This is a genomic window from Pseudomonas sp. 32A (assembly GCF_052682255.1).
The window spans coordinates 4602342-4623548 of record NZ_JBQYLY010000001.1 but is presented as its reverse complement, the minus strand read 5'-3'; the positions used below and the strand labels follow the sequence as shown (position 1 = coordinate 4623548).

18 protein-coding genes are annotated in these 21207 nt (G+C 62.4%); 4 read left to right on the top strand and 14 right to left on the bottom strand.

All coding sequences use genetic code 11. The annotated features are described in order from the left end of the window. Window positions 1–12 precede the first annotated feature (12 nt). The gene (locus ACUN0G_RS21320; protein WP_445574210.1) at window positions 13–675 is read right to left on the bottom strand and encodes an HAD-IA family hydrolase; all 663 of its coding nucleotides are present in this window, start codon (window positions 673–675) and stop codon (window positions 13–15) included. Next, complete coding sequence (gene rluC / locus ACUN0G_RS21315; RefSeq protein ID WP_063027926.1) at window positions 662–1621, bottom strand: 23S rRNA pseudouridine(955/2504/2580) synthase RluC; 960 nt, start codon at window positions 1619–1621, stop codon at window positions 662–664. The genes ACUN0G_RS21320 and rluC overlap by 14 nt, the downstream gene beginning before the upstream one ends. 738 nt (window positions 1622–2359) lie before the next feature. Here rluC and rne point away from each other — a divergent pair. Continuing rightward, complete coding sequence (gene rne, locus ACUN0G_RS21310) at window positions 2360–5617, top strand: ribonuclease E (protein ID WP_445574209.1); 3258 nt, start codon at window positions 2360–2362, stop codon at window positions 5615–5617. 67 nt (window positions 5618–5684) lie between these two features. Here rne and ACUN0G_RS21305 read toward each other — a convergent pair whose 3' ends face one another. The 10 genes from ACUN0G_RS21305 to ACUN0G_RS21260 all read right to left on the bottom strand — a co-directional run bounded on the left by ACUN0G_RS21305 (window position 5685) and on the right by ACUN0G_RS21260 (window position 14262). Then, the gene (locus tag ACUN0G_RS21305; RefSeq protein WP_445574208.1) at window positions 5685–6272 is read right to left on the bottom strand and encodes a nucleotidyltransferase family protein; all 588 of its coding nucleotides are present in this window, start codon (window positions 6270–6272) and stop codon (window positions 5685–5687) included. After that, the gene (locus tag ACUN0G_RS21300) at window positions 6269–7255 is read right to left on the bottom strand and encodes an XdhC family protein (protein WP_445574207.1); all 987 of its coding nucleotides are present in this window, start codon (window positions 7253–7255) and stop codon (window positions 6269–6271) included. Before ACUN0G_RS21300 ends, ACUN0G_RS21305 begins: the two co-directional genes overlap by 4 nt. Window positions 7256–7405: 150 nt before the next feature. Then, on the bottom strand, window positions 7406–8425 hold the full coding sequence (gene murB / locus ACUN0G_RS21295; RefSeq protein WP_445574206.1) for a UDP-N-acetylmuramate dehydrogenase: 1020 nt from the start codon (window positions 8423–8425) through the stop codon (window positions 7406–7408). After that, window positions 8422–8886 carry a low molecular weight protein-tyrosine-phosphatase gene (locus tag ACUN0G_RS21290; protein WP_421525365.1) on the bottom strand — a complete coding sequence of 155 codons (465 nt, stop codon included), beginning with the start codon at window positions 8884–8886 and terminating at the stop codon, window positions 8422–8424. Before ACUN0G_RS21290 ends, murB begins: the two co-directional genes overlap by 4 nt. Further along, a complete protein-coding gene (gene kdsB / locus ACUN0G_RS21285) occupies window positions 8886–9650 on the bottom strand; it encodes a 3-deoxy-manno-octulosonate cytidylyltransferase (RefSeq protein WP_445574205.1) in 765 nt (254 codons plus the stop codon). Before kdsB ends, ACUN0G_RS21290 begins: the two co-directional genes overlap by 1 nt. Continuing rightward, entirely contained in the window at window positions 9647–9832 is a 186-nt protein-coding gene (locus tag ACUN0G_RS21280; RefSeq protein WP_003174668.1) for a Trm112 family protein, read from the bottom strand. The genes kdsB and ACUN0G_RS21280 overlap by 4 nt, the downstream gene beginning before the upstream one ends. 24 nt (window positions 9833–9856) lie before the next feature. Next, window positions 9857–10867, bottom strand: coding sequence for a tetraacyldisaccharide 4'-kinase (gene lpxK, locus ACUN0G_RS21275; protein WP_445574204.1), 1011 nt, complete (start codon window positions 10865–10867; stop codon window positions 9857–9859). Continuing rightward, complete coding sequence (locus ACUN0G_RS21270; RefSeq protein ID WP_258347225.1) at window positions 10867–11295, bottom strand: ExbD/TolR family protein; 429 nt, start codon at window positions 11293–11295, stop codon at window positions 10867–10869. Before ACUN0G_RS21270 ends, lpxK begins: the two co-directional genes overlap by 1 nt. Beyond that, a complete protein-coding gene (locus ACUN0G_RS21265; protein WP_445574203.1) occupies window positions 11292–11927 on the bottom strand; it encodes a MotA/TolQ/ExbB proton channel family protein in 636 nt (211 codons plus the stop codon). Before ACUN0G_RS21265 ends, ACUN0G_RS21270 begins: the two co-directional genes overlap by 4 nt. A 109-nt stretch (window positions 11928–12036) precedes the next feature. Next, entirely contained in the window at window positions 12037–14262 is a 2226-nt protein-coding gene (locus ACUN0G_RS21260; protein ID WP_445574202.1) for a DNA internalization-related competence protein ComEC/Rec2, read from the bottom strand. Between the two features lie 135 nt (window positions 14263–14397). On the opposite strand from ACUN0G_RS21260, the gene ACUN0G_RS21255 reads away from it, so the two are divergent. Next, a complete protein-coding gene (locus ACUN0G_RS21255) occupies window positions 14398–14913 on the top strand; it encodes a DUF2062 domain-containing protein (RefSeq protein WP_258347227.1) in 516 nt (171 codons plus the stop codon). 3 nt (window positions 14914–14916) lie between these two features. Here ACUN0G_RS21255 and ACUN0G_RS21250 read toward each other — a convergent pair whose 3' ends face one another. After that, the gene (locus ACUN0G_RS21250; protein WP_445574201.1) at window positions 14917–16287 is read right to left on the bottom strand and encodes a histidine kinase sensor domain-containing protein; all 1371 of its coding nucleotides are present in this window, start codon (window positions 16285–16287) and stop codon (window positions 14917–14919) included. Next, a complete protein-coding gene (locus ACUN0G_RS21245) occupies window positions 16274–17002 on the bottom strand; it encodes a response regulator transcription factor (protein ID WP_421553048.1) in 729 nt (242 codons plus the stop codon). Before ACUN0G_RS21245 ends, ACUN0G_RS21250 begins: the two co-directional genes overlap by 14 nt. Window positions 17003–17206: 204 nt before the next feature. Here ACUN0G_RS21245 and ACUN0G_RS21240 point away from each other — a divergent pair, with 204 nt between their 5' ends. Continuing rightward, entirely contained in the window at window positions 17207–19960 is a 2754-nt protein-coding gene (locus ACUN0G_RS21240; RefSeq protein ID WP_258347230.1) for a response regulator, read from the top strand. Window positions 19961–20155: 195 nt separating this feature from the next. Further along, entirely contained in the window at window positions 20156–21145 is a 990-nt protein-coding gene (locus ACUN0G_RS21235) for a 2-hydroxyacid dehydrogenase (RefSeq protein ID WP_445574200.1), read from the top strand. Window positions 21146–21207: the final 62 nt, after the last annotated feature.

Genomic DNA, 21207 nt, shown 5'->3' with positions numbered 1-21207 from the left:
CCCAGCAAAGACTTAATGGGCCCGGCTGAGCCAGGCCTGCAGTTCAGAAAAACGGTCAATCGTCAGTCTCGGCTCGTACGCTTGCAACGCCTCGGCAGACTGGGCGCCGTAGCTCACTGCCACGGAGTCCATGCCAGCATTGCGCGCCATCATCAGATCAAACGACGCATCCCCCACCATCAACGCTTGCCGAGGCGACACGGCACATTGAGCGAGAATCTGCTCGAGCATCAGAGGATGGGGTTTGCTGGCGGTTTCATCCGCCGCACGGGTGGCGTCGAAATAATTTTCCCAACCGTGGGCTTTGAGCACCCGGTCCAGGCCGCGACGGGCCTTGCCGGTCGCCACCGCGAGGTGATAGCCGTCGGCACGAAACGCTTCCATGGTCTGCGCCACCCCTTCAAACAGCGGCGATGGCTGGGCATCAAGCGCCATGTAGTGATCGGCGTAGTGCTGACGAAACGCTATCAACTCGTCATCGCCAATCTCCGGATACAGGGTACGGATCGCTTCCGGCAGGCCCAGGCCGATAATGCCCTTGACCGCCAAGTCGTCGCACAACGCATAGCCGGCTCGGGTCGACGCGGCGTGCATCGAGTCAACAATCCGACCAATGGAGTTACACAGCGTGCCATCCCAATCAAAGATCAGCAGTTTGTAGTCAAGGTGCGACACTCAGGCGCTCCACGGTCTTGGCCCACATCTCATCGACAGGCGCCTGCAGCTTCAATTCGCCGCCATCCGGCAGCGGCACGGTCAGCATGTAGGCGTGCAGGAACAGGCGTTTGCCGCCCAGGTCGCGAATTTCCTTGGAGAAATCCTCGTCGCCGTATTTGGTATCGCCGGCGATGCAGTGGCCAGCGTGCAGGGTATGCACACGAATCTGGTGGGTACGGCCAGTCACAGGCTTGGCCTCGACCATGGTGGCAAAGTCACCAAAGCGACGCAGCACCTTGAACAGGGTCAGCGCCTCCTTGCCCTCCTCGTCCACCTCAACCATACGTTCGCCGGAGCGCAGATTGCTCTTCTGCAACGGCGCGCGGACGCTCTTGATCGAGGTTGCCCAGTTGCCACGCACCAGGGCCATGTAGCGCTTGTCCACGCCATCACCGCGCAGGGCGGCATGCAGGTGACGCAACATGCTGCGTTTTTTGGCAATCATCAGCAGGCCGGAGGTGTCACGGTCCAGACGGTGGACCAGTTCCAGCTCCTTGGCATCCGGGCGCAACTGACGAAAGGCTTCGATCACCCCGTAGTTCAGGCCACTGCCGCCATGGACGGCGATGCCGCAAGGCTTGTTGATCACGATCAGCTTGTTGTCTTCGAAGACAATCGACGCTTCGAGGCGCTGCAACAGGCCTTGAGCCAGAGGGACCGGCTCGTCTCGCTCAGGCACCCGCACCGGCGGCACACGGACGATATCGCCCGCCTGCAGCTTGTACTCGGGCTTGATCCGGCCCTTGTTCACGCGCACTTCGCCTTTACGCAAAATGCGGTAAATCAAGGTCTTGGGCACGCCTTTGAGCCTGGCAAGAAGAAAGTTGTCGATGCGTTGGCCGGCATATTCCGGCGAGACCTCGAGCAGCTGGACGCTGGGGGTCTGGGGGGCGGTAGTCGTCATGGCGGCGATGATAACAATTTTTTATGGAATTGAAGCACTTAATCATTGCTGCTATAGTCGCGAACGCCGCCAAAAGCGGCCTGGACAGAGGACTAGCGGCAAACTGCCGGCCCTGACCATCGCAATTCATCAGGACGCGAGGCCGTCCTACGGGGCTTTCGCCACCTTGGAAGGCTCGAGATTGTAACAAGCGCAGGTGACATGAGGCCTGAAGCGAGTGCAAAAAGCAGAGTGATTACTCGCCTTTTGCGCCGATATTTACGGCCAGTTCACAAAGTGCAGTCAGTCTTGAGCCAGACCACGGCGAATGCTTCGGAAACAACGCCTGTTACGAGCTGAGTGAGAGCACAGTCGCCCACACCCGGTCTTGTTTAGCCATGAGCGTGTTCTCCCCATTGGAGAACACGGTAAATGCCAACCCGCTGCGGATTCTGCGCGCGGCAGCACCCGAATTATCAGGGATACGTGTAGGGTGGAGATGCACAACCGTCGGACTGTGTAGCACTAGGCTTATATTTAGACGCTTCATCTCGTCCACAGTCGCCGGTTGATTCCTCCTCCTGACTGAGTGCTTAAGTCACCACAGCAAGCAGGAAGCGTACGTCGCGATACCGCCCATTTTGGCGGGTATTGCTGGACACTGGAGTGGCCAACCACTCTTGACGCACCTGACACCGACCGTGAGAAGTCGTGTGTGCCGAACGCCGTTTCCGGCAGCCCGGAAACCGACGGTACAACATGAAAAGAATGCTGATTAACGCAACTCAACCCGAAGAGTTGCGTGTTGCACTGGTAGACGGCCAACGCCTCTACGACCTGGACATCGAGTCCGGTGCACGCGAGCAAAAGAAGGCCAACATCTATAAAGGCCGGATTACTCGTATCGAACCAAGCCTTGAGGCTGCCTTTGTCGATTTTGGCTCCGAGCGCCATGGCTTCCTGCCCCTCAAAGAAATCTCCCGCGAATACTTCAAGAAAGCCCCAGAAGGCCGCGTGAACATCAAGGACGTCCTGAGCGAAGGCCAGGAAGTCATCGTTCAGGTGGAAAAAGAAGAACGTGGCAACAAGGGCGCAGCCCTCACCACCTTCATCAGCCTGGCTGGCCGCTACCTGGTCCTGATGCCGAACAACCCGCGTGCCGGCGGTATTTCCCGTCGCATCGAAGGCGAAGAGCGCAACGAACTGCGTGAAGCGCTGAACGGCCTGATCGCTCCGGCCGACATGGGCCTGATCGTGCGCACTGCCGGCCTGGGCCGCAGCAGCGAAGAAATGCAGTGGGACCTCGACTACCTGCTGCAACTCTGGACCGCCATCAAAGAAGCGTCCCTGGATCGCTCGGCGCCGTTCCTGATCTATCAGGAAAGCAACGTGATCATCCGCGCCATCCGCGACTACCTGCGCCAGGACATCGGCGAAGTGTTGATCGACAGCGTTGAAGCCCAGGACGAAGCCCTGACCTTCATCCGCCAGGTGATGCCGCAGTACGCCAGCAAGATCAAGCTCTACGAAGACAGCGTTCCGCTGTTCAACCGTTTCCAGATCGAAAGCCAGATCGAAACCGCTTTCCAGCGCGTAGTCGAACTGCCTTCCGGCGGCTCCATTGTGATCGACCCGACCGAAGCCCTGGTGTCCATCGACATCAACTCGGCGCGCGCCACGAAGGGTAGCGACATCGAAGAAACCGCCCTGCAGACCAACCTGGAAGCGGCTGAAGAAATCGCCCGCCAGCTGCGCCTGCGTGACATCGGCGGCCTGATCGTGATCGACTTCATCGACATGACCCCCGCCAAGAACCAGCGCGCCGTGGAAGAGAAAGTCCGCGAATGCCTGGAAGCTGACCGTGCCCGCGTACAGGTCGGCCGCATCTCGCGCTTCGGCCTGCTGGAAATGTCCCGTCAGCGCCTGCGTCCATCCCTGGGCGAAAGCAGCGGCATCGTTTGCCCGCGTTGCAACGGCACCGGCATCATCCGTGACGTTGAATCGCTGTCCCTGGCGATCCTGCGCCTGATCGAAGAAGAAGCCCTGAAAGACCGCACTGCCGAAGTGCGCGCTCAGGTGCCGATCCCGGTAGCGGCGTTCCTGCTCAACGAAAAACGCAACTCGATCACCAAGATCGAACTGCGCACCCGTGCCCGCATCGTCATCCTGCCGAACGATCACCTCGAGACGCCGCACTTCGAAGTGCAGCGCCTGCGTGATGACAGCCCGGAAGCCCACGTCAACCAGTCCAGCTACGAAATCGCTGCTGCCGCTGCCGAAGTGGAAGAAGTCCAGCCAGCCGCCGCGACCCGTACCCTGGTTCGCCAGGAAGCCGCCGTCAAGACCGCGCCTGCCCGTGCCAACGCACCGGTTCCGGTTGAAGCCGCTGCTCCGGTTGCCGCGCCTGCCGCCCTGCCTGAGCCAAGCCTGTTCAAGGGCCTGGTGAAGTCGCTGGTCAGCCTGTTCGCCACCAAGGAAGAGCCAGTGGCTCCAGTTGTGGTCGAGAAGCCTGCCGCTGAACGCCCTGCACGCAATGAAGAACGTCGCAACGGTCGCCAGCAGAGCCGTAATCGCAACGGTCGCCGTGACGAAGAGCGCAAGCCTCGTGAAGAACGTGCGCCACGCGAAGATCGCGCCCCACGTGAAGAGCGCCAGCCGCGCGAAGCCCGTGAAGAAACGCCAACCGTAGCCCGTGAAGAGCGTGCACCACGCGAAGAACGTGCGCCGCGCGCTCCACGCGCCCCACGTGAAGATCGCAAGCCACGTGGCGAGCGTGAAGAACGTGTGCGCGAACTGCGCGAGCCGCTGGATGCCGCTCCAGCCGTAGCCGCTGCTGCTGCCACCGCTGCCACTGCTGAAGAGCGTCCAGCTCGTCAGCCCCGTGAAGAACGCGCGCCACGCCCTCCTCGTGAAGAGCGTCAACCACGTGCCGAACAAGCGGCTCCAGCCGGTGAAGAAGAAGAGCTGCTGTCCAACGAAGATCAGCAACAGGAAGACGGTCAGGACAACGCCGAAGGCGATCGTCCACGCCGCCGCTCCCGTGGCCAGCGTCGTCGCAGCAACCGTCGTGAGCGTCAACGTGATGCCAACGGCAATGAAATCGAAGGTTCGGAAGAGACCGGTGAAGCTACCGCGACTGGCGAACCGACTGGTGCCGAACTGGCTGCCGGCCTGGCCGTGACCGCTGCCGTTGCCAGCTCGGTCATCAGCGCACCTGCTGAAGCCCAGGCCAACGAGCAAGCTGAAGCCGCTACCGCTGCCATCCAGGAAACCCCTATTGTAGAGACGCCTGCCGTCGAAGCACCTGTGGTTAAATCGACGACTCCAGTCGAAGCCCCGGTTGTTCCGGAAGTGGAAGTAGCGCCAGCTCGTCACGTGCGTGAAGTTCGCGAAGTTCGCGAGCCTAAGCCTGAAGCTGAAGTGGTTGCCGAGCCTGCCGCTGTTGTTGAACAACAGCCCGTGGTTGAAGCCGCCGTTGAAGCACCGGTTGCCGAGCCAACCCCTGAAGTACGTGAAGTTCGCGAAGAACAGACCGCCTTCCAGTGGACTGCCGAACCTGCCCCAGTGGTTGAAGCGGTTGAAGCACCAGCACCTGCTCCAGTGGTCGAAGAAGCTCCAGCACCAGTCGCTGAAGTGGTTGTCGCCCCTGAACCTGTGGCCGTGGTTGCCGAGCCTGCCCCTGTGGTTGAAGCGCCAGTGGTTGCCGAAGTGGCAGCACCGGTGGTTGAAGCCGCTCCGGCCAGCGCCCTGACCGAAAACGGCCGTGCGCCGAACGACCCGCGTGAAGTGCGTCGTCGTCGCAAGGAAGCTGAAGCGGCCGCCGCTGCTGCCAAGGCCGCTGCCGAAGCCGCTCCAGCCGTCGCTGAAGTGGTCGAAGCAGCCCCTGCTCCGGTCACCGAAGCCGTGGTTGAGCACACTGCCCCTGCTATCGACGAGAACCAACGTTCCGTTGAAGAAGTGGTAGAGCACCACCCCAAGGCCCTGGAAGAAGAACACGAGCCTAAACCTCTCGTCTGATTCCATCGGCCACTCAAAAGCCCCGCCTGAGTGATCAGGCGGGGCTTTTTTATGCCTGCGCTATCCGCTAGCGGAAGTTCAACAACGCCGGCACATCCACATCCCACAACACGCCGGGATCATCGACTGCCACTTCCTGCACCGAAGCCAGGGCAAACAATGGCTTTGCTCCACGATCTCCCGTCAGCGCCATCAAGGCAGGACCGAATGAACGGCCAAACCCCACAGGATGCCCATACTGACCGGCATGCACCGGGACGCTGATACCGTCGATCTCAAGGCCTGCCATCACCTGCTCGATACTCGCAGGCAGGATGAACGGCATATCCCCCAGCACCACCAGCCAGCCATCGGACGTGCCGTTAGCCGCCACTGCCGCCGCGATACTGTCACCCATTCCAGGCGAGCGCAGCAGGAGCACTTCACCGCCATGCAACTGCGCCAGCCGAATGACTTCGGTGCGATTCGGCGACGTCACCACCCAGCGCCTGGCAACCGCCGCTGGCAAATTCACCAATACCTGTTCGATCACTGGCCGTGTGATGCCATCCCGGCCCACGCAGGGCGCCAGCAACTTATCCTGATCCGCCCCGGCCTCAGCCCGAAAACGACTGCCCTGCCCCGCCGCCAGGATGATCGCGGTGATGCCCGTCAACTGACCGCTGCCTGCAACGGCTTTTTCTGCAACAGATCAATCCCGTTCTTGATGGCGACGATTTCCGCCATCAACGACAGGGCGATCTCCGCTGGCGTATGGCTGCCGATATGCAGGCCAATCGGCCCATGCAGCCGCGCAATGGCCTCCGCACTCAACCCCAGCGCCGCGAGGTTTTCCCGGCGCTTCTGGCTGTTGACCCGCGATCCCAGGGCGCCAATGTAGAACGCCTTGGAATTGAGGGCCGTCAGCAGCGCCATGTCATCCAGACGCGGGTCATGGGTGAGCGCGACAATAGCGGTGCGTTCATCGGTCTGGATATTCAGCACGGCTTCATCGGGCATGCCCGGCACAAAGCGCCCGTGCTGCTCTTCCCAGCCGTAGACAAACTCCTGGCGCGGGTCGCAGATCAGCACTTCGAAATCCAGCAACCGGGCCATTTCCGCCACATAGCGTGACAGCTGGCCGGCGCCGATCAACAGCAAGCGCCAGCGCGGACCATAAATCGCCCGCAAGCGCTCGCCGTCAAAACTGACCACATCGGTCTTGCTCGCACCGCTCAACACCACTTCACCGGTGGCCAGGTCCAACTCACGGGCGACAATCTCGTGGGCTTCGCAGCGCGCCAGCAGTTCAGCGACCCAACCTGGATCACCCACCCGCTCTTCGGTCAGACGCAAGGTGCCGCCACACGGCAGACCAAAACGCGCCGCTTCGTCCCGGGTGACGCCGTAGGTGACAAGCTGCACCGGCGGCCCATCTTCAAGCAACCGGCCATCCTGCAAACGGGCGATCAAGTCGTCCTCGATACAGCCACCAGACACCGAGCCAATTACCACGCCGTCGCCGCGCAAGGCCAGCATGGCCCCCGGCGGACGCGGCGCACTGCCCCAGGTCTGGACCACGCTGTAGAGCACCACCCGCTGCCCGGCGCGGCGCCACTCCAGCACGCTGCGCAACACATTCAGATCAACACTGTCCATCAGGCCTTCGCCTCCTGCCAAACACGTAGCTGGTTTTGATAAACAGCATCTATGAGATGATAAAAAATATCGGTAGTCAGCTAAGTTAACTCAGCGACAATAAAAAAGCCCCGCTATGCAGGGCTTGGTGCGTCAAAAAACGAGCTTAGTTCAATAGCGGTTGGGCTCCATTTCCAGCACAACCTTGAAACGCTTTTCGATGTCCTGCTGGATGCGAAGCGCGAGCCCGGCAATCTCCTGGCCGGTGGCCGCGCCATAGTTGACCAACACCAGCGCCTGCAAGCGATGCACACCGGCATCGCCGTCACGAAAGCCTTTCCAGCCCGCCTTGTCGATCAGCCAGCCAGCGGCCAGTTTCATCTGCCCGTCAGCCTGGGGATAAGCCACCAGGTCCGGGTATTGCAGCTGCAACTCAGTGGCCAGCGCCTGGGACACCAGCGGGTTCTTGAAGAAACTGCCGGCATTGCCGAGCACCGCCGGGTCGGGCAGCTTCTCGCTACGGATACTGCAAATCGCCCGACTGACATCGCTGGGAGTGGCCTGCACGATGCCTAGCTCAGTCAGGCGCTGTTGCACCGGCCCGTATTCAAGCTTCAGGTGCACGGCGCGACTCAGGGCAAAACGCACCCGCAGGATCAGCCAGCGCCCGACTTCATGCTTGAACAGGCTGTCGCGGTAGGCAAAGTTGCATTCGGCCAGGCTGAAATCCCGCAGCTCGCCGGTGTGGCGATCAAGGGCGGTCAGGCCGGCGAACACGTCCTTGATCTCCACACCGTAAGCGCCGATGTTCTGCATCGGTGCGGCGCCAACCGTGCCGGGGATCAGGCTGAGGTTCTCCAGTCCGGAAAAGCCCTGGGCCAAGGTCCACAGCACAAACGGATGCCAGGCCTCGCCAGCTTCGGCCTCCACCACCACATTCACGCCATCATCACGCACGACCCGAATGCCCTGGCTGGCCATGCGCAGCACCAGCGCGTCGATGTCCTGGGTCAGCAACAAATTGCTGCCGCCACCAATCACCAGCAACGGCAGTTGTTGCTCGGCGGCGTAGGCCAAGGCCTCACGCACGTCGGCGTCGCTGTGGGCCTCGGCAAACAGCCGGGCTCGCACGTCGATGCCAAAGCTGTTGAACGGTTTGAGCGAAACCTGTGCCTGCACCTGCAAAGTCATAACCGGCCCTTCAATTCAATCACCAACAGGTCACAGGCGCGTTCGATCAGGTCGAGTACAGTTTCAAAGCCCTGGTCGCCTTCGTAGTACGGGTCCGGCACTTCATCCACCACCGAGTCGTAACGGCGCAGGAACAGGTCCAGGTCCGCCTTGCCCTGTGCTGGTTGCATGGCCTTGAGGTTGCGCAGGTTGCTCTGGTCCATGGCGAGGATCAGGTCGTAGCGGGAGAAGTCGGCACGGGACACTTGTTGCGCACGCTGGGCCGACAAGTCGTAACCCCGCTCCAGCGCCGCCCGCTGGCTGCGCTTGTCCGGTGGATTGCCAACGTGCCATTCACCGGTACCCGCGGAGGCTACTTCAACCTGATCAGCCAGGCCGGCTTCACGCAGTTTGTGGCGCAACACCCCTTCTGCGGTCGGTGAGCGGCAGATATTGCCCAGGCAGACGAACAGAACCTGCATCAGGCCCCCAGCAGGCGACGGACGCGCTCGAGGTCTTCAGGCGTGTCGACACCAGCCGGCGGCGCTTCCAGGGCATCGCCCACATGGATGCGCACGCCGTGCCACAGCGCACGCAGCTGTTCCAGGGATTCGGTGTTTTCCAGCCAGCACGGGCCCCAACTGACGAAGTCATGCAGGAACCCGGCGCGGTAGGCGTAGATACCGATATGGCGGCGGTAAGGCACGCCCACCGGCAGCACGTCGGGCTGCTTGGCGAATGCATCCCGTGCCCACGGCAAGGTGGAGCGGCTGAAGGTCAGCGCCAGGCCATTAATGTCACTGACCACTTTCACCACGTTGGGGTTGAACAAGGTCTGGATGTCTTCAATCGGCTCCGCCAGGGTCGCCATGCGGGCTTCGCCATGGGCCGCCAGGTTGGCCGCTACCTGGTCGATCACGCAGGGCGGAATCAACGGCTCGTCACCTTGCACGTTGACCACGATGGCGTCCGCCGCCAGCCCCAGCTTAGTGGCCACTTCAGCAAGGCGGTCGGTGCCGGAATTGTGGTCTTCACGGGTCAGCACCGCTTCGGCGCCAAAGCCTTTGCAGGCCTCGATAATGCGCGGATCATCGGTGGCCACCACCACCCGTTCGGCGCTGCTTTTGCAGGCCTGTTCCCACACCAGCTGGATCATCGGCTTGTTGCCGATCAGCTGCAGCGGTTTGCCGGGCAGACGGGTGGAGGCGTAGCGGGACGGGATGACGACGGTGAAGGCGGTGGTCATTTATCCAGGCGCTCGTCGGTGGTCAGGGTGCGGGCTTCGCTTTCAAGCATTACCGGAATGCCATCACGGATCGGGTACGCCAGGCCGGCGCCCTTGCTGATCAGCTCGGTTTTGTCGGCGCTGAGCTTGAGCGGACCTTTGCAGATCGGGCAAGCGAGGATATCGAGCAGTTTGGTGTCCATGAGTATGTCCTGGAGAGCAGCGTTTTAAGGCAAAAGGCGAGCGGGCAGCAAGCGCATCAACTGCGTGTCGAACCAGGCGGTAAACGCCGGTGACGGTGCCGCGTCCACCGCAAGGTACCACCAGTCGGGCCTGGCAAAGGCGCGGCACTTCACCGCGTCCTTTTCAGTCATGACCAACGGCAGTGCCGGTGTGAAATTCAAGACCTCGGCACTGTAGGGCGCGTGGTCGGCAAAAGCATGGGGTAATGGGCGCCAGTGTAGCGTCTCAAGGGTGCTGAAGAAACGTTGCGGGTTGCCGATGCCTGCCACCGCATGCACCTGCTGACCTACCGGGAAGTGGTCGACAGGCTGGCGCTCGCCGGTGTGCAGATTAACCAATGCGGTGGGCAGCAGACGGAAGGCAAAGCCATCCTCACGGTCTGAACCGGCGCCGTTATAAAGCAGCGCATCGACGCTATGCAAACGCTCGACCGGTTCGCGCAACGGCCCCGCCGGCAGACAGCGGCGGTTGCCAAGCCCTCGGGCAGCATCAATCAATACCAGTTCCAGGTCACGGGCCAGGCGGTAATGTTGCAGGCCGTCGTCGGAGAGAATCAGGTCCAGGGTTTCGCTGGCCAGCAACGCCTTTACGGCGCGGCTACGGTCGGGGTCGATCATCAGCGGCACGCCGCTGCGTTGCACGATCAGCAGAGGTTCATCCCCCGCAACGGCGGCGGTGTGACTGGCTTCGACGCGCCATGGAAACGCTGGCGGCTTGGCGCCATAACCCCGGCTGACCACACCGACGCGCAAACCGCTGCGCTGGCAATGGTCGATCAGCCAGAGAATCAAGGGAGTCTTCCCGGTGCCCCCGACGGTGATGTTACCGACGACCACGACCGGCACCGGCGACTGGTAGATCTCGCCCTCGCCCGCCAGGAACCGCGCGCGTTTGCGCTGCACAACCCGGCGATAGAGGGATTCCAGCGGCTGCAACAACGCGAGCGCCGGATGGCCTTCGTACCAGGCCTTGAGCAAACGATCAGTCATGGCCATCAGGGTTGGCTCGCCGCCTCGACGGTGGTCATGCGCAAATGGCTGAAGCCGAGCTTGCCGGCAGCGTCCATCGCAGTGATGACGGCCTGGTGCTTGGTGTTGCCGTCGGCGCTGATGGACAGTGGCAAGTTAGTGTCGCCACCGGACTCCTTCTGCAGTGCTTCCATCAGGCTGGCCAGGTCGTTTTTCTCCAGCAACTGGTTATTCACCGAGAACACGCCATCGGCGCTGATGGCGATGTCCAACTGCTTGACCTGCTGGTCTTCCGCCGGAGAGCCGCTGACGGCTTCCGGCAAGTCGACCCGCAGCTGGGTTTCCCGGGTAAAGGTGGTGGTGACGACAAAAAACAGCAGCAGGATAAACACCACGTCAATCAACGACGCCAGGTTGATATCGACGTTTTCCCGTTGCTTGCGGCGAAATTTCACGCTTTGCCCTCAACCAGGTCCACGTCACGGTCGCCCTGCACCACTTCCACCAACTTGATGGCTTCCTGCTCCATGCCCACCACCAGCTCGTCGATGCGCCGTTGCAGGAAGCGGTGGAAGAACACCGAAGGAATACCGACCATCAGGCCCGCCGCCGTGGTGATCAAGGCCTTGGAAATACCACCGGCCAACACCGCGGCGTTGGTGGTCATGCCCGAGCCCATGAAGGAGCTGAAGATATCGATCATGCCCAGTACCGTACCGAGCAAACCGAGCAATGGCGCCATGGCGGCAATGGTGCCCAGGGCATTGATGTAGCGCTCCAGCTCATGGATGACCCGGGCAGCGGCCTCCTCGATGCATTCCTTCATGATCTCGCGACCATGCTTGGAGTTGGCGAGGCCGGCGGCGAGGATTTCACCCAGGGGCGAATTGGCGCGCAGCTCCTTGAGTTTTGCCTTGTCCAGTTGCTTGTTCTTGATCCAGCCCCAGACCTGGCCCAGCAGGTGGTCAGGTGTTACACGGCTGGCACGCAGGGTCCACAGGCGTTCGACGATGATGCCGAGTGCGGCGATGGAACTCAAAATGATCGGCAACATCATCCAGCCGCCGGATTTGACCAATTCCCACACAGTGAATGCCCCCTCGAAAAAGTGCGCCACTTTACCATAAGGGTCTGGCGGAAGCGCTGGCCTGCCCCAGAGCATCCTGTCGCAGAGGCCGGTCTTTGGTAACGCTGTTTTACGGCGGGGGCTCGCGCCAGAAGCGTCGCTGGCTGCGCGCGGCCTCCGGTGGCTGGAAAGTGCCCAGTTTCAGGCGGAGCGCGCCGTGTTCGGCACTGTCATAAATCAGGCTGCCCAAAGCCTGGTAACGTTCCAACACCTGGGGATGCGGATGGCCGAAGGCATTGCTGCGGTCTCGGGAAATCAACACAGCCTTGGGGGCGAGGCGCTGTAGAAACGGCCATGACGACGAGCTGCGGCTGCCATGATGGGGCGCTTGCAGCCAATCGACAGGAGCCCCCAGGGGTGTGGCCAGCAATGCCCGCTCGGCTTCACGGTCAATATCACCGGTCAGCAGCAACCGTTCGCCATTCGCCTGCACCAGCAACACACAGGACATCTGGTTACCGTCCGTCGCATCCGGCCATTGCCATAGCTCGAAGGTCACGCCATCCCATTCCCACCACTCGCCACTGACACAGGCTTGAGTACCGAGCGTTGACGGTAGCCGTGCTGTCTCGCCGCCCACCACGCGTTTGATCGGCAACCCTTGAGCAACGGCCAAAGCACCACCAGCATGATCGGCATCGGCATGACTGAGCAGCATCATGTCCAGCCCCGCAACCCCCAACTTGCGCAGCGCAGGCAGCACGACGCGCGCGCCAAGGTCGAACTCCCCGGAGCGCGGCCCGGCGTCATAGAGCAGAACGTGGTTGCGGGTACGCAGGATGGTCGACAAACCCTGGCCTACATCCAGTTGCACCATCTCCACCTGCCCGAGGGGCACCGATTCCCGAGGCGGGAACACCGCCAGCAGCAACATCGGCCAGCCCAGCAGCCGAAAGGGCACGCCCTTGGGCAGCAATAACAGCACCGCCCCCAGCAGGCTCACCAGCCAATAGCCCATGGGCACTTGCGCCGGTATCCAGGCTGGCAAGTATTGCGCCAGCAACGCCAAAGCCTTGAACAGCCAGTCCAGTGCGCCGCCTGCCAGCCATAACAAACCTTCACCTATATAAGGCAGCGGCAATAACACCGTACCCAGCAAGGCCAGGGGCAACACCACCAGGCTGATCCACGGCACCGCGAACAGGTTGGCCAGCGGCCCGCTCAGGCTGATGGGCAAACCGAGCACCAGCAGCAGCGGAAACAGGCCGATGGCAATCAACCACTGGGCCCGGGTCCAGGCCTGCCAGGCACTCCAGGGACCCAGCCGGCCACTGAACGCCAGGATCAGCACCGCCACCGCCCCAAAGGACAACCAGAACCCCGGTTGCAGGCTGGCCAGTGGCTCGAGGATCAGCACGGCGTTCAGCGCCAGCAACAGCGGCCACCAGATCCCGAGGTGACGAAACCGCAGGCGCCACAGCAGGACCAATCCCACCATCACGCAGGCCCGTTGCACCGGCACTTCGAAACCCGCCAGCAAGCCATAGCCCAGCGCCGCAGCAAACCCCAGGCCGCAGGCCCAGGGCAACCACGGCAAGGGTTTCGGCCAACACCCGAAGCGTGCCAGGCCAGCGACCAGGCCATAGATCAACCCTGCCAGTAGCCCGATGTGCTGCCCGGAAATCACCAATAAATGCACGGTGCCGGTGTCTTGCAGAACCCGCCAATCCTCGGCGGCCAGCCCGGAACCATCCCCGAGCACCAGCGCCGCCAGGCCCGCCTCTCGCCCTTGGGCATCCACCGCCAACAGCCGCTGCCGAATCCCGTCGCGCCAGGCATGCCGTGCAGGCGCCAGCTTCTGGCCATCCTTGACCGAACCCGTGGCGCCAATGCGCTGGGCCAGCAGCCAGGCTTCATAGTCAAACCCCTCGGCATTGAGCAAACCGGAGGGACGCTTGAGGGTGACGGCCAACCGCCAGCGCTCACCGCTCTGAACCGCTGGCCCGCCACGCCAGGACACACGGATGCGCTTCGGAAGCAGGTCCTTGCGTGACCGGCTGTCGGTCAGCTCAAAGCGCACACCGTCACCTGTCTGCTGCGGTAACCCGGTAACTCGCCCTTCCACCCAGCGGGTCTGGCCATCCAGACGCGGCGCCAACCGGTCATCCAGCGCCCACTGCGCACTCAGGCACGCCCAGCCCAGGCCAAGCAGGAAAAACGCCAGCGGATAGGTGCGAAAAGGCAGCAGCATCAGGGCCAACACCGGCATCAGCAGCAGCCAGCCGCTGGACGGCAACGCCGGTAAAAGACGCAGGGCGAGCAGCCCCAACGCGAGTGCGAACATCCCTGTTCTCATGGATCGTTCCTTGAAAGCGACCCATTGAGTCTTAGTCGGGCTCCCGATGCGGCCTATTATTATTTGTCACAAAGTCTGAATTTCCCGTTCGTAGAATGCGGGCATACTTGCCCCTCGAACTGACCTGGACCCCTTATGCCACGGCGCTTATTCAAACGGTACATGCCCGATCCAACCAGCATCCGGGAACACAAGTCCTTACGCTTTCTCGGCAAGTTGCTGCATGACCCGAACCTCTGGCACCTCAATCGGCACTCGGTCGCCCGGGCGATGGCCGTTGGTCTGTTCGCGGCATTTATCCCCATTCCCTTGCAGATGCTGCTGGCGGCGATCCTCGCCATCAGCGTGCGCGGCAATATGCCGATTGCCGTCAGCCTGGTGTGGCTGACCAACCCGATCACCATGCCGCCGGTGTTCTTCTGCACTTACATGACCGGCGCCTGGCTGATGAACGTGCCGCCCCGCAGCCTGCCCGACGAGTTGACCTGGGAATGGATCAGCGGGCAGTTGTCGACGTTGTGGCAACCCTTCCTGCTGGGCTCGGTAGTACTGGGGCTGGTGATGGCGGCGCTGGGGTATTGCCTGACCATGGGCTATTGGCGCTGGTGGGTGGCCCGCCAGTGGAAAAAACGCAAACAGCGCCGGTTGTAACCGTTAGCGGGCCAGCAAGCGCATGTGCACGCGCAAACCCTGGCCGGTATTTTCCGCCCACAAGCTGCCGTCCTGACGCTGCACAGCGTTGCGCGCAATGCTCAAGCCCAGGCCAAAACCGCCGTCGCCGGGCCGTGAACCGTCCAGCCGGGTGAATGGCGCAAAGATCCGCTCCAACTCCATCTCATCAATCCCGCCGCCCTGGTCTTCCAGCCACAAGTGCCAGTGATCCCCCTCACGCTGCCCGCCCAATTGCACCGTGCCGTTTTGCGGAGAGTGCCGGATGGCATTGCGCAGGATGTTCTCCAATGCCTGGGCCAGCAGGTTCAGATGCCCGCGTACCCAGCAGTCAGCCCCAAGCTCGCACTGCAAGCGTGAAGCCGGCCAGCCACTTTCAAAACAGGCGTTTTCCCGCAGCATGTCCCACAGTGCCTGCACCTGGATGTCTTCCTTGGGCAGCGGCGCACGTTCAGTGTCGAGCCAGGCCAGTTGCAGGGTGTCTTCCACCAGGCGCTGCATGCCGTCGATTTCCCTCCCCAGGCGCTCGCGCAGTTGGGTCAGGTCTTGCTCGCTGTCGCAGGCGACGCGCAAACGGCTCAGCGGCGTGCGCAGCTCATGGGACAAATCCCGCAGCAGTTGCTGTTGCAGGGCTACGGTGCCTTGCAGGCGTTCCGACATCTGGTCAAACGCTCGGCCCAACTCCCCCAGTTCATCCGGGCGGCTGGTGGTATCACGGGAAAGCCGGGTGCTCAGTTGATCGGCGCGCCAGGCGTTGGCCTGCTCCCGCAGATGATTGAGGGGCATGATCAACAGCCGGTAAAGGCCGATGCAGAGCAACAGGGTGAACAGACCGGGAATCAAGCCATTGGTGACGATGCGCCAGAGCAGCTGGTTTTGCCCAGGCATGAAACGCCGGGGCAATTCGATCACCAGGGAACCCGCGCCCGGGTCGAGCGGGAACGGGATTTTCAACCACGGCAAGCCCTTGGCGTGCCGGCTGACGGGCCAGTCCAGGCCGCGCAGGAAGGTCAGGCGCTGGCTTTCCTTGTCCGTCAGCGGGTAGCTGCTCAGGGATTGCAGGTCGTTACCGATGACACCCACCCAGGTGCGCTCGCGCTGGCCCAGGGTGTGCAGCCATTCGTCCACACCGGCGTTGCCGCCCTTGTTCCACGCCAGTTCCGCACCGGCTGCATAACCGCTCAAGGTGGCGCGAGCCTCGTTGGACAGAAAGGCATTCTGCTCTTCCATGTACCGGCCCCAGGACCAACTGAGCCAGATCATCAGCAAGCAGAACGCAATCAGCAGGCAGGCCAGTTTCCAGAATAACGAATGCTTGCCCGGCAGCCGTGTGAGGGCGGCCTTAAAGCCTGTCATCGTGACCGCTCAACACATAGCCCTTGCCCCACACCGTGCGCACTTCCCGCTCGCTGTAGCCAATGGCCTTGAGCTTGCGACGAATCTGGCTGATGTGCATGTCCAGGCTGCGGTCGTGGGGCGCGTAGCCGCGTTGAAAGACATGCTGATAGAGGAAGGCTTTGCTGAGGACTTCTTCGCCGTTGCGGTGCAGGGTTTCCAGCAGGCGGTATTCGCTGCGGGTCAGGCCGGCCCACTGTCCCCGGTGAAACACATCACACCGCTCATCATCGAAACGCAGGCTACGGGCATCGTCGCGCACCGCCGCCAGGGCCGGCAAAGGCCGCCGGTCCAGGGCGACCCGGCGCAGGATCGCCTCGATGCGCACGCGCAACTCCGCCATGCTGAACGGTTTGGGCAGGTAATCGTCCGCCCCCAGGCGAAAGCCGCTGATGCGGTCGGCTTCAGCACCCAAAGCCGACATCAGGATCACCGGGATCGAATGGCTCTGGCGCAAATGCGTGAGCACCGACAAGCCGTCCATGCCCGGCAACAGGATATCCATCAACACCACGTCGAAACGTTGATCGCGGGCCATTTGCAGGCCCTGCTGGCCGTTCTGGCACCAAGTCACCTCGAAGCCACAGCGGCCCAACTGCTCATGGACATAGGCGCCGAGCACAGGATCGTCTTCAATCGCCAGGATACTGGGTAAGCCAAGTGCTACGGGATTCATTAGCGTCTGCAAGTCATTCTCAATGACTGATTATTCAAGATTGCCCCCCCACGAGCAACTGCCGTCGGGCGTCCAGGGGCCCGAGGTTTGCCTCAGGTCATTAATTTGCAAGATTCCACGCCGCGCAAATGGCTACACTGCGCAGGTGGCGCGGGCCGGATGCCTGCGTGGAATTCGACAACAGTGTGGTAGCAGGAGAGTGGCGTGCTTACGAAAATGGGAATAAAAGGCCGCGTACTGTTGCTGACCTTATTGCCTACCAGCCTGATGGCGTTGCTGCTGGGCGGCTATTTCACCTGGATGCAGCTGTCGGAGTTGCAGTCGCAGTTGCTGCAACGGGGCGAGATGATCGCCGAGCAACTGGCACCATTGGTCGCCCCGGCCCTGGGCACCAAAAACACCGACCTGCTGGAACGCATCGCCACCCAGTCCCTGGAGCAAACCGACGTACGCGCCGTGTCATTCCTGGGGCCTGACCGCACACCGCTGGCCCACGCCGGCCCGACCATGCTCAATCAGCCGCCGATCGGCAACAGTTCGCACCTGTTGCAGCGCACCGGCAATGACGCAACCCGCTATCTGCTGCCGGTATTCGGCCGCCATCGCAACCTTGCGGGCGAACTCATCCCGGACGAATCCGATCGCCTGCTGGGCTGGGTCGAGCTGGAACTGTCCCACAACGGCATGTTGCTGCGGGGCTACCGCAGCCTGTTCGCCAGCCTGCTGCTGATCGCTATCGGCCTGATCTGCACGGCTGCCCTCGCCTTGCGCATCAGCCGTACGATCAATTCGCCGATAGGCCTGATCAAACAGGCCGTGGCGCAGCTCAAGGACGGCAATCTGGAAACCCGCTTGCCACCCCTGGGCAGCCAGGAACTGGATCACCTGGCCTCGGGCATCAACCGCATGGCCGAGACCCTGCAAAACGCCCAGGAAGAATTGCAACACAGCATCGACCAGGCCACCGAAGACGTGCGGCAAAACCTGGAAACCATCGAGATCCAGAACATCGAGTTGGACCTCGCCCGCAAGGAAGCCCTGGAAGCCAGCCGTATCAAGTCGGAGTTTCTGGCCAACATGAGCCATGAGATCCGCACGCCGCTGAACGGCATCCTGGGCTTCACCCATTTGTTGCAGAAAAGCGAGCTGTCGCCCCGGCAGCTGGATTACCTGGGCACCATCGAAAAATCCGCCGACAACCTGTTGGGCATCATCAACGAAATTCTCGACTTCTCGAAAATCGAGGCCGGCAAGCTGGTGCTCGACAGCATCCCGTTCAACCTGCGGGACTTGCTGCAAGACACCCTGACCATCCTCGCCCCGGCCGCCCACGCCAAACAGCTGGAGCTGGTAAGCCTGGTCTACCGCGATACACCGCTGTCCCTGGTGGGTGACCCGCTGCGGCTCAAGCAGATCCTCACGAACCTGGTGAGCAACGCGATCAAGTTCACCCGCGAAGGCACCATCGTTGCCCGCGCCATGATTGAAGACGAACAGGAAGACAGCGTGCAACTGCGCATCAGCGTGCAGGACACCGGCATCGGCCTGTCGAACCAGGATGTGCGGGCGCTGTTCCAGGCCTTCAGCCAGGCGGACAACTCGCTGTCCCGCCAACCCGGTGGCACCGGCCTGGGCCTGGTGATTTCCAAGCGCCTGATCGAACAGATGGGCGGTGAGATTGGTGTCGACAGTACGCCGGGAGAAGGCTCGGAATTCTGGATCAGCCTGAACCTGCCAAAAACCCGTGACGATATCGAAGACCTGCCCTCCGCGCCGCTGCTGGGCCGGCGCGTGGCCGTGCTGGAAAACCACGAGCTGGCGCGCCAGGCCCTGCAACATCAGTTGGAAGACTGCGGCCTGGAAGTCACGCCGTTCAACAGCCTGGAAAGCCTGACCAACGGCATTACCAGCGCCCACCAGACCGAACAGGCCATTGACCTGGCGGTACTGGGCATCACCGCCAACGACATCCCGCCGGAGCGTTTGAACCAACACCTGTGGGACCTCGAACACCTGGGCTGCAAGGTACTGGTGCTGTGCCCGACCACCGAACAGCTGCTGTTCAACCAGTCGGTGCCCAACCCCAACAGTCAGTTGCAGGCCAAACCCGCCTGCACCCGCAAACTGCGCCGCGCCCTGGCCGACCTGATCAGCCCGCGCCCATCGCGCAGCGAACCCGGCGAGCCACTGTCCAGCCGCGCGCCGCGGGTGCTGTGTGTCGACGACAACCCGGCCAACCTGCTGTTGGTGCAAACCCTGCTGGAGGACATGGGCGCCAAGGTCCAGGCGGTGGAAAGCGGTTACTCGGCCGTCGAAGCGGTGAAGCAGGAAGCCTTCGACCTGGTGCTGATGGACGTGCAGATGCCCGGGATGGACGGCCGCCAGAGCACCGAGGCGATCCGCACATGGGAAAGCGAACGCCATGGCACGCCGCTGCCCATCGTCGCGCTGACGGCCCATGCGATGGCCAACGAAAAACGCGCCCTGCTGCAAAGCGGCATGGATGACTACCTGACCAAACCCATCAGCGAACGGCAACTGGCCCAGGTGGTGTTGAAATGGACCGGGCTGGCCCTGCGCAACCAAGGCCCGGACCGTGGCACCGAAAACTTCGGGCACGCCACGCAATTGCCGGTGCTGGACCACGAAGAAGGTCTGCGCCTTGCGGCCGGCAAGGCGGATCTGGCAGCGGACATGCTGGCGATGCTGCTGGCGTCACTTGAAGCCGACCGTGAAGCGATTCGCGTCGCCCGGGACGCCAACGACCGCAACGCCCTGATCGAGCGGGTGCACCGCTTGCACGGCGCCACCCGGTATTGCGGCGTGCCGCAACTGCGCGCGGCCTGCCAACGGGCCGAGACCCTGCTCAAACAGGACGACGCCAAGGCCATGCCGGCCCTGGATGAACTGGACATGGCGATTGCCCGGCTGGCCAGCGAGGCGCGGGTCAGCGCGTAAACTTTCGGGGCAATGTGGCGAGGGAGCTTGCTGTGGCCAGGGCGCTTGTTGTGGCGAGGGAGCTTGCTCCCGCTGGGCTGCGCAGCGGCCCCAAAATCATGGGAGCGCTTCGCACTCCATCGGGAGCAAGCTCCCTCGCCACAACAAGCGCCCTCGCCACAAAAGCAGCTTTCCATCATCAAGAAGGAATATTTGATGCGCATCATCCTCTTCAGCAGCCAGACCTACGACCGCGAGAGCTTTCTCGCCCAACCGTTGCCCGACGGCATGCAGCTGCAATTCCAGCCGGCCCGGCTGAACCTCGACACCGTGGCCCTGGCCGAACACCACGAAGTGGTCTGCGCCTTTATCAACGACGACCTCAGCGCCCCGGTGCTGGAACAACTGGCCAACGGCGGCACCCGCCTGATTGCCCTGCGCTCGGCCGGTTACAACCATGTCGACCTGCCCGCCGCCAAACGCCTGGGCCTGACCATCGTGCGGGTGCCGGCCTATTCGCCCCATGCGGTGGCCGAACATGCGGTCGCGCTGATCCTGGCCCTCAATCGCCGCCTGCACCGCGCCTACAACCGTACCCGCGACGGCGACTTCAGCCTGCATGGCCTGACCGGTTTCGATCTGGTGGGCAAGACCGTCGGCGTGGTCGGTACCGGGCAGATCGGCGCCACGTTCGCCAAGATCATGGCCGGGTTCAGCTGCCAGTTGCTGGCCTACGATCCTTACCCCAACCCGCAGGTCGAGGCCCTTGGTGCCCAGTATGTGAGCCTGCCGCAGTTGCTGGGCGAGTCGCAGATCATCAGCCTGCATTGCCCGCTGACGGCGGACAGCAAACACCTGATCAACGCCCAAAGCCTGGCCCATATGCAGCCCGGCGCGATGCTGATCAATACCGGGCGCGGCGGCCTGGTAGACACCCCGGCGCTGATCGACGCACTCAAGGACGGCCAGCTCGGCTATCTGGGGCTGGATGTGTATGAAGAAGAGGCCCAGCTGTTTTTCGAAGACCGCTCGGACTTGCCCCTGCAAGACGACGTATTGGCGCGCCTGCTGACCTTCCCCAACGTGATCATCACCGCCCACCAGGCCTTCCTGACCCGCGAGGCCCTGGGGGCGATTGCCGGCACGACCCTGGCCAACATCGCGGCGTGGGCCGGCGGGCAGGCGCAAAACCTCGTCGAAGGATGATCAGCGGTCACATAGCCGCGCCATGATGGGTGGCGGCCCGTGATAGGATGCCGCGCCTATTT

Coding starts and splice junctions, on each gene's coding strand:
- ACUN0G_RS21300 (WP_445574207.1), bottom strand. CDS start 7,255: ATGGACAGTGTTGATCTGAATGTGTTGCGCAGCGTGCTGGAGTGGCGC.
- kdsB (WP_445574205.1), bottom strand. CDS start 9,650: ATGACCACCGCCTTCACCGTCGTCATCCCGTCCCGCTACGCCTCCACC.
- rluC (WP_063027926.1), bottom strand. CDS start 1,621: ATGACGACTACCGCCCCCCAGACCCCCAGCGTCCAGCTGCTCGAGGTC.
- ACUN0G_RS21235 (WP_445574200.1), top strand. CDS start 20,156: ATGCGCATCATCCTCTTCAGCAGCCAGACCTACGACCGCGAGAGCTTT.
- ACUN0G_RS21280 (WP_003174668.1), bottom strand. CDS start 9,832: ATGGACACCAAACTGCTCGATATCCTCGCTTGCCCGATCTGCAAAGGT.
- murB (WP_445574206.1), bottom strand. CDS start 8,425: ATGACTTTGCAGGTGCAGGCACAGGTTTCGCTCAAACCGTTCAACAGC.
- ACUN0G_RS21290 (WP_421525365.1), bottom strand. CDS start 8,886: ATGCAGGTTCTGTTCGTCTGCCTGGGCAATATCTGCCGCTCACCGACC.
- ACUN0G_RS21250 (WP_445574201.1), bottom strand. CDS start 16,287: ATGACAGGCTTTAAGGCCGCCCTCACACGGCTGCCGGGCAAGCATTCG.
- ACUN0G_RS21255 (WP_258347227.1), top strand. CDS start 14,398: ATGCCACGGCGCTTATTCAAACGGTACATGCCCGATCCAACCAGCATC.
- ACUN0G_RS21245 (WP_421553048.1), bottom strand. CDS start 17,002: ATGAATCCCGTAGCACTTGGCTTACCCAGTATCCTGGCGATTGAAGAC.
- lpxK (WP_445574204.1), bottom strand. CDS start 10,867: ATGGCCATGACTGATCGTTTGCTCAAGGCCTGGTACGAAGGCCATCCG.
- ACUN0G_RS21260 (WP_445574202.1), bottom strand. CDS start 14,262: ATGAGAACAGGGATGTTCGCACTCGCGTTGGGGCTGCTCGCCCTGCGT.
- rne (WP_445574209.1), top strand. CDS start 2,360: ATGAAAAGAATGCTGATTAACGCAACTCAACCCGAAGAGTTGCGTGTT.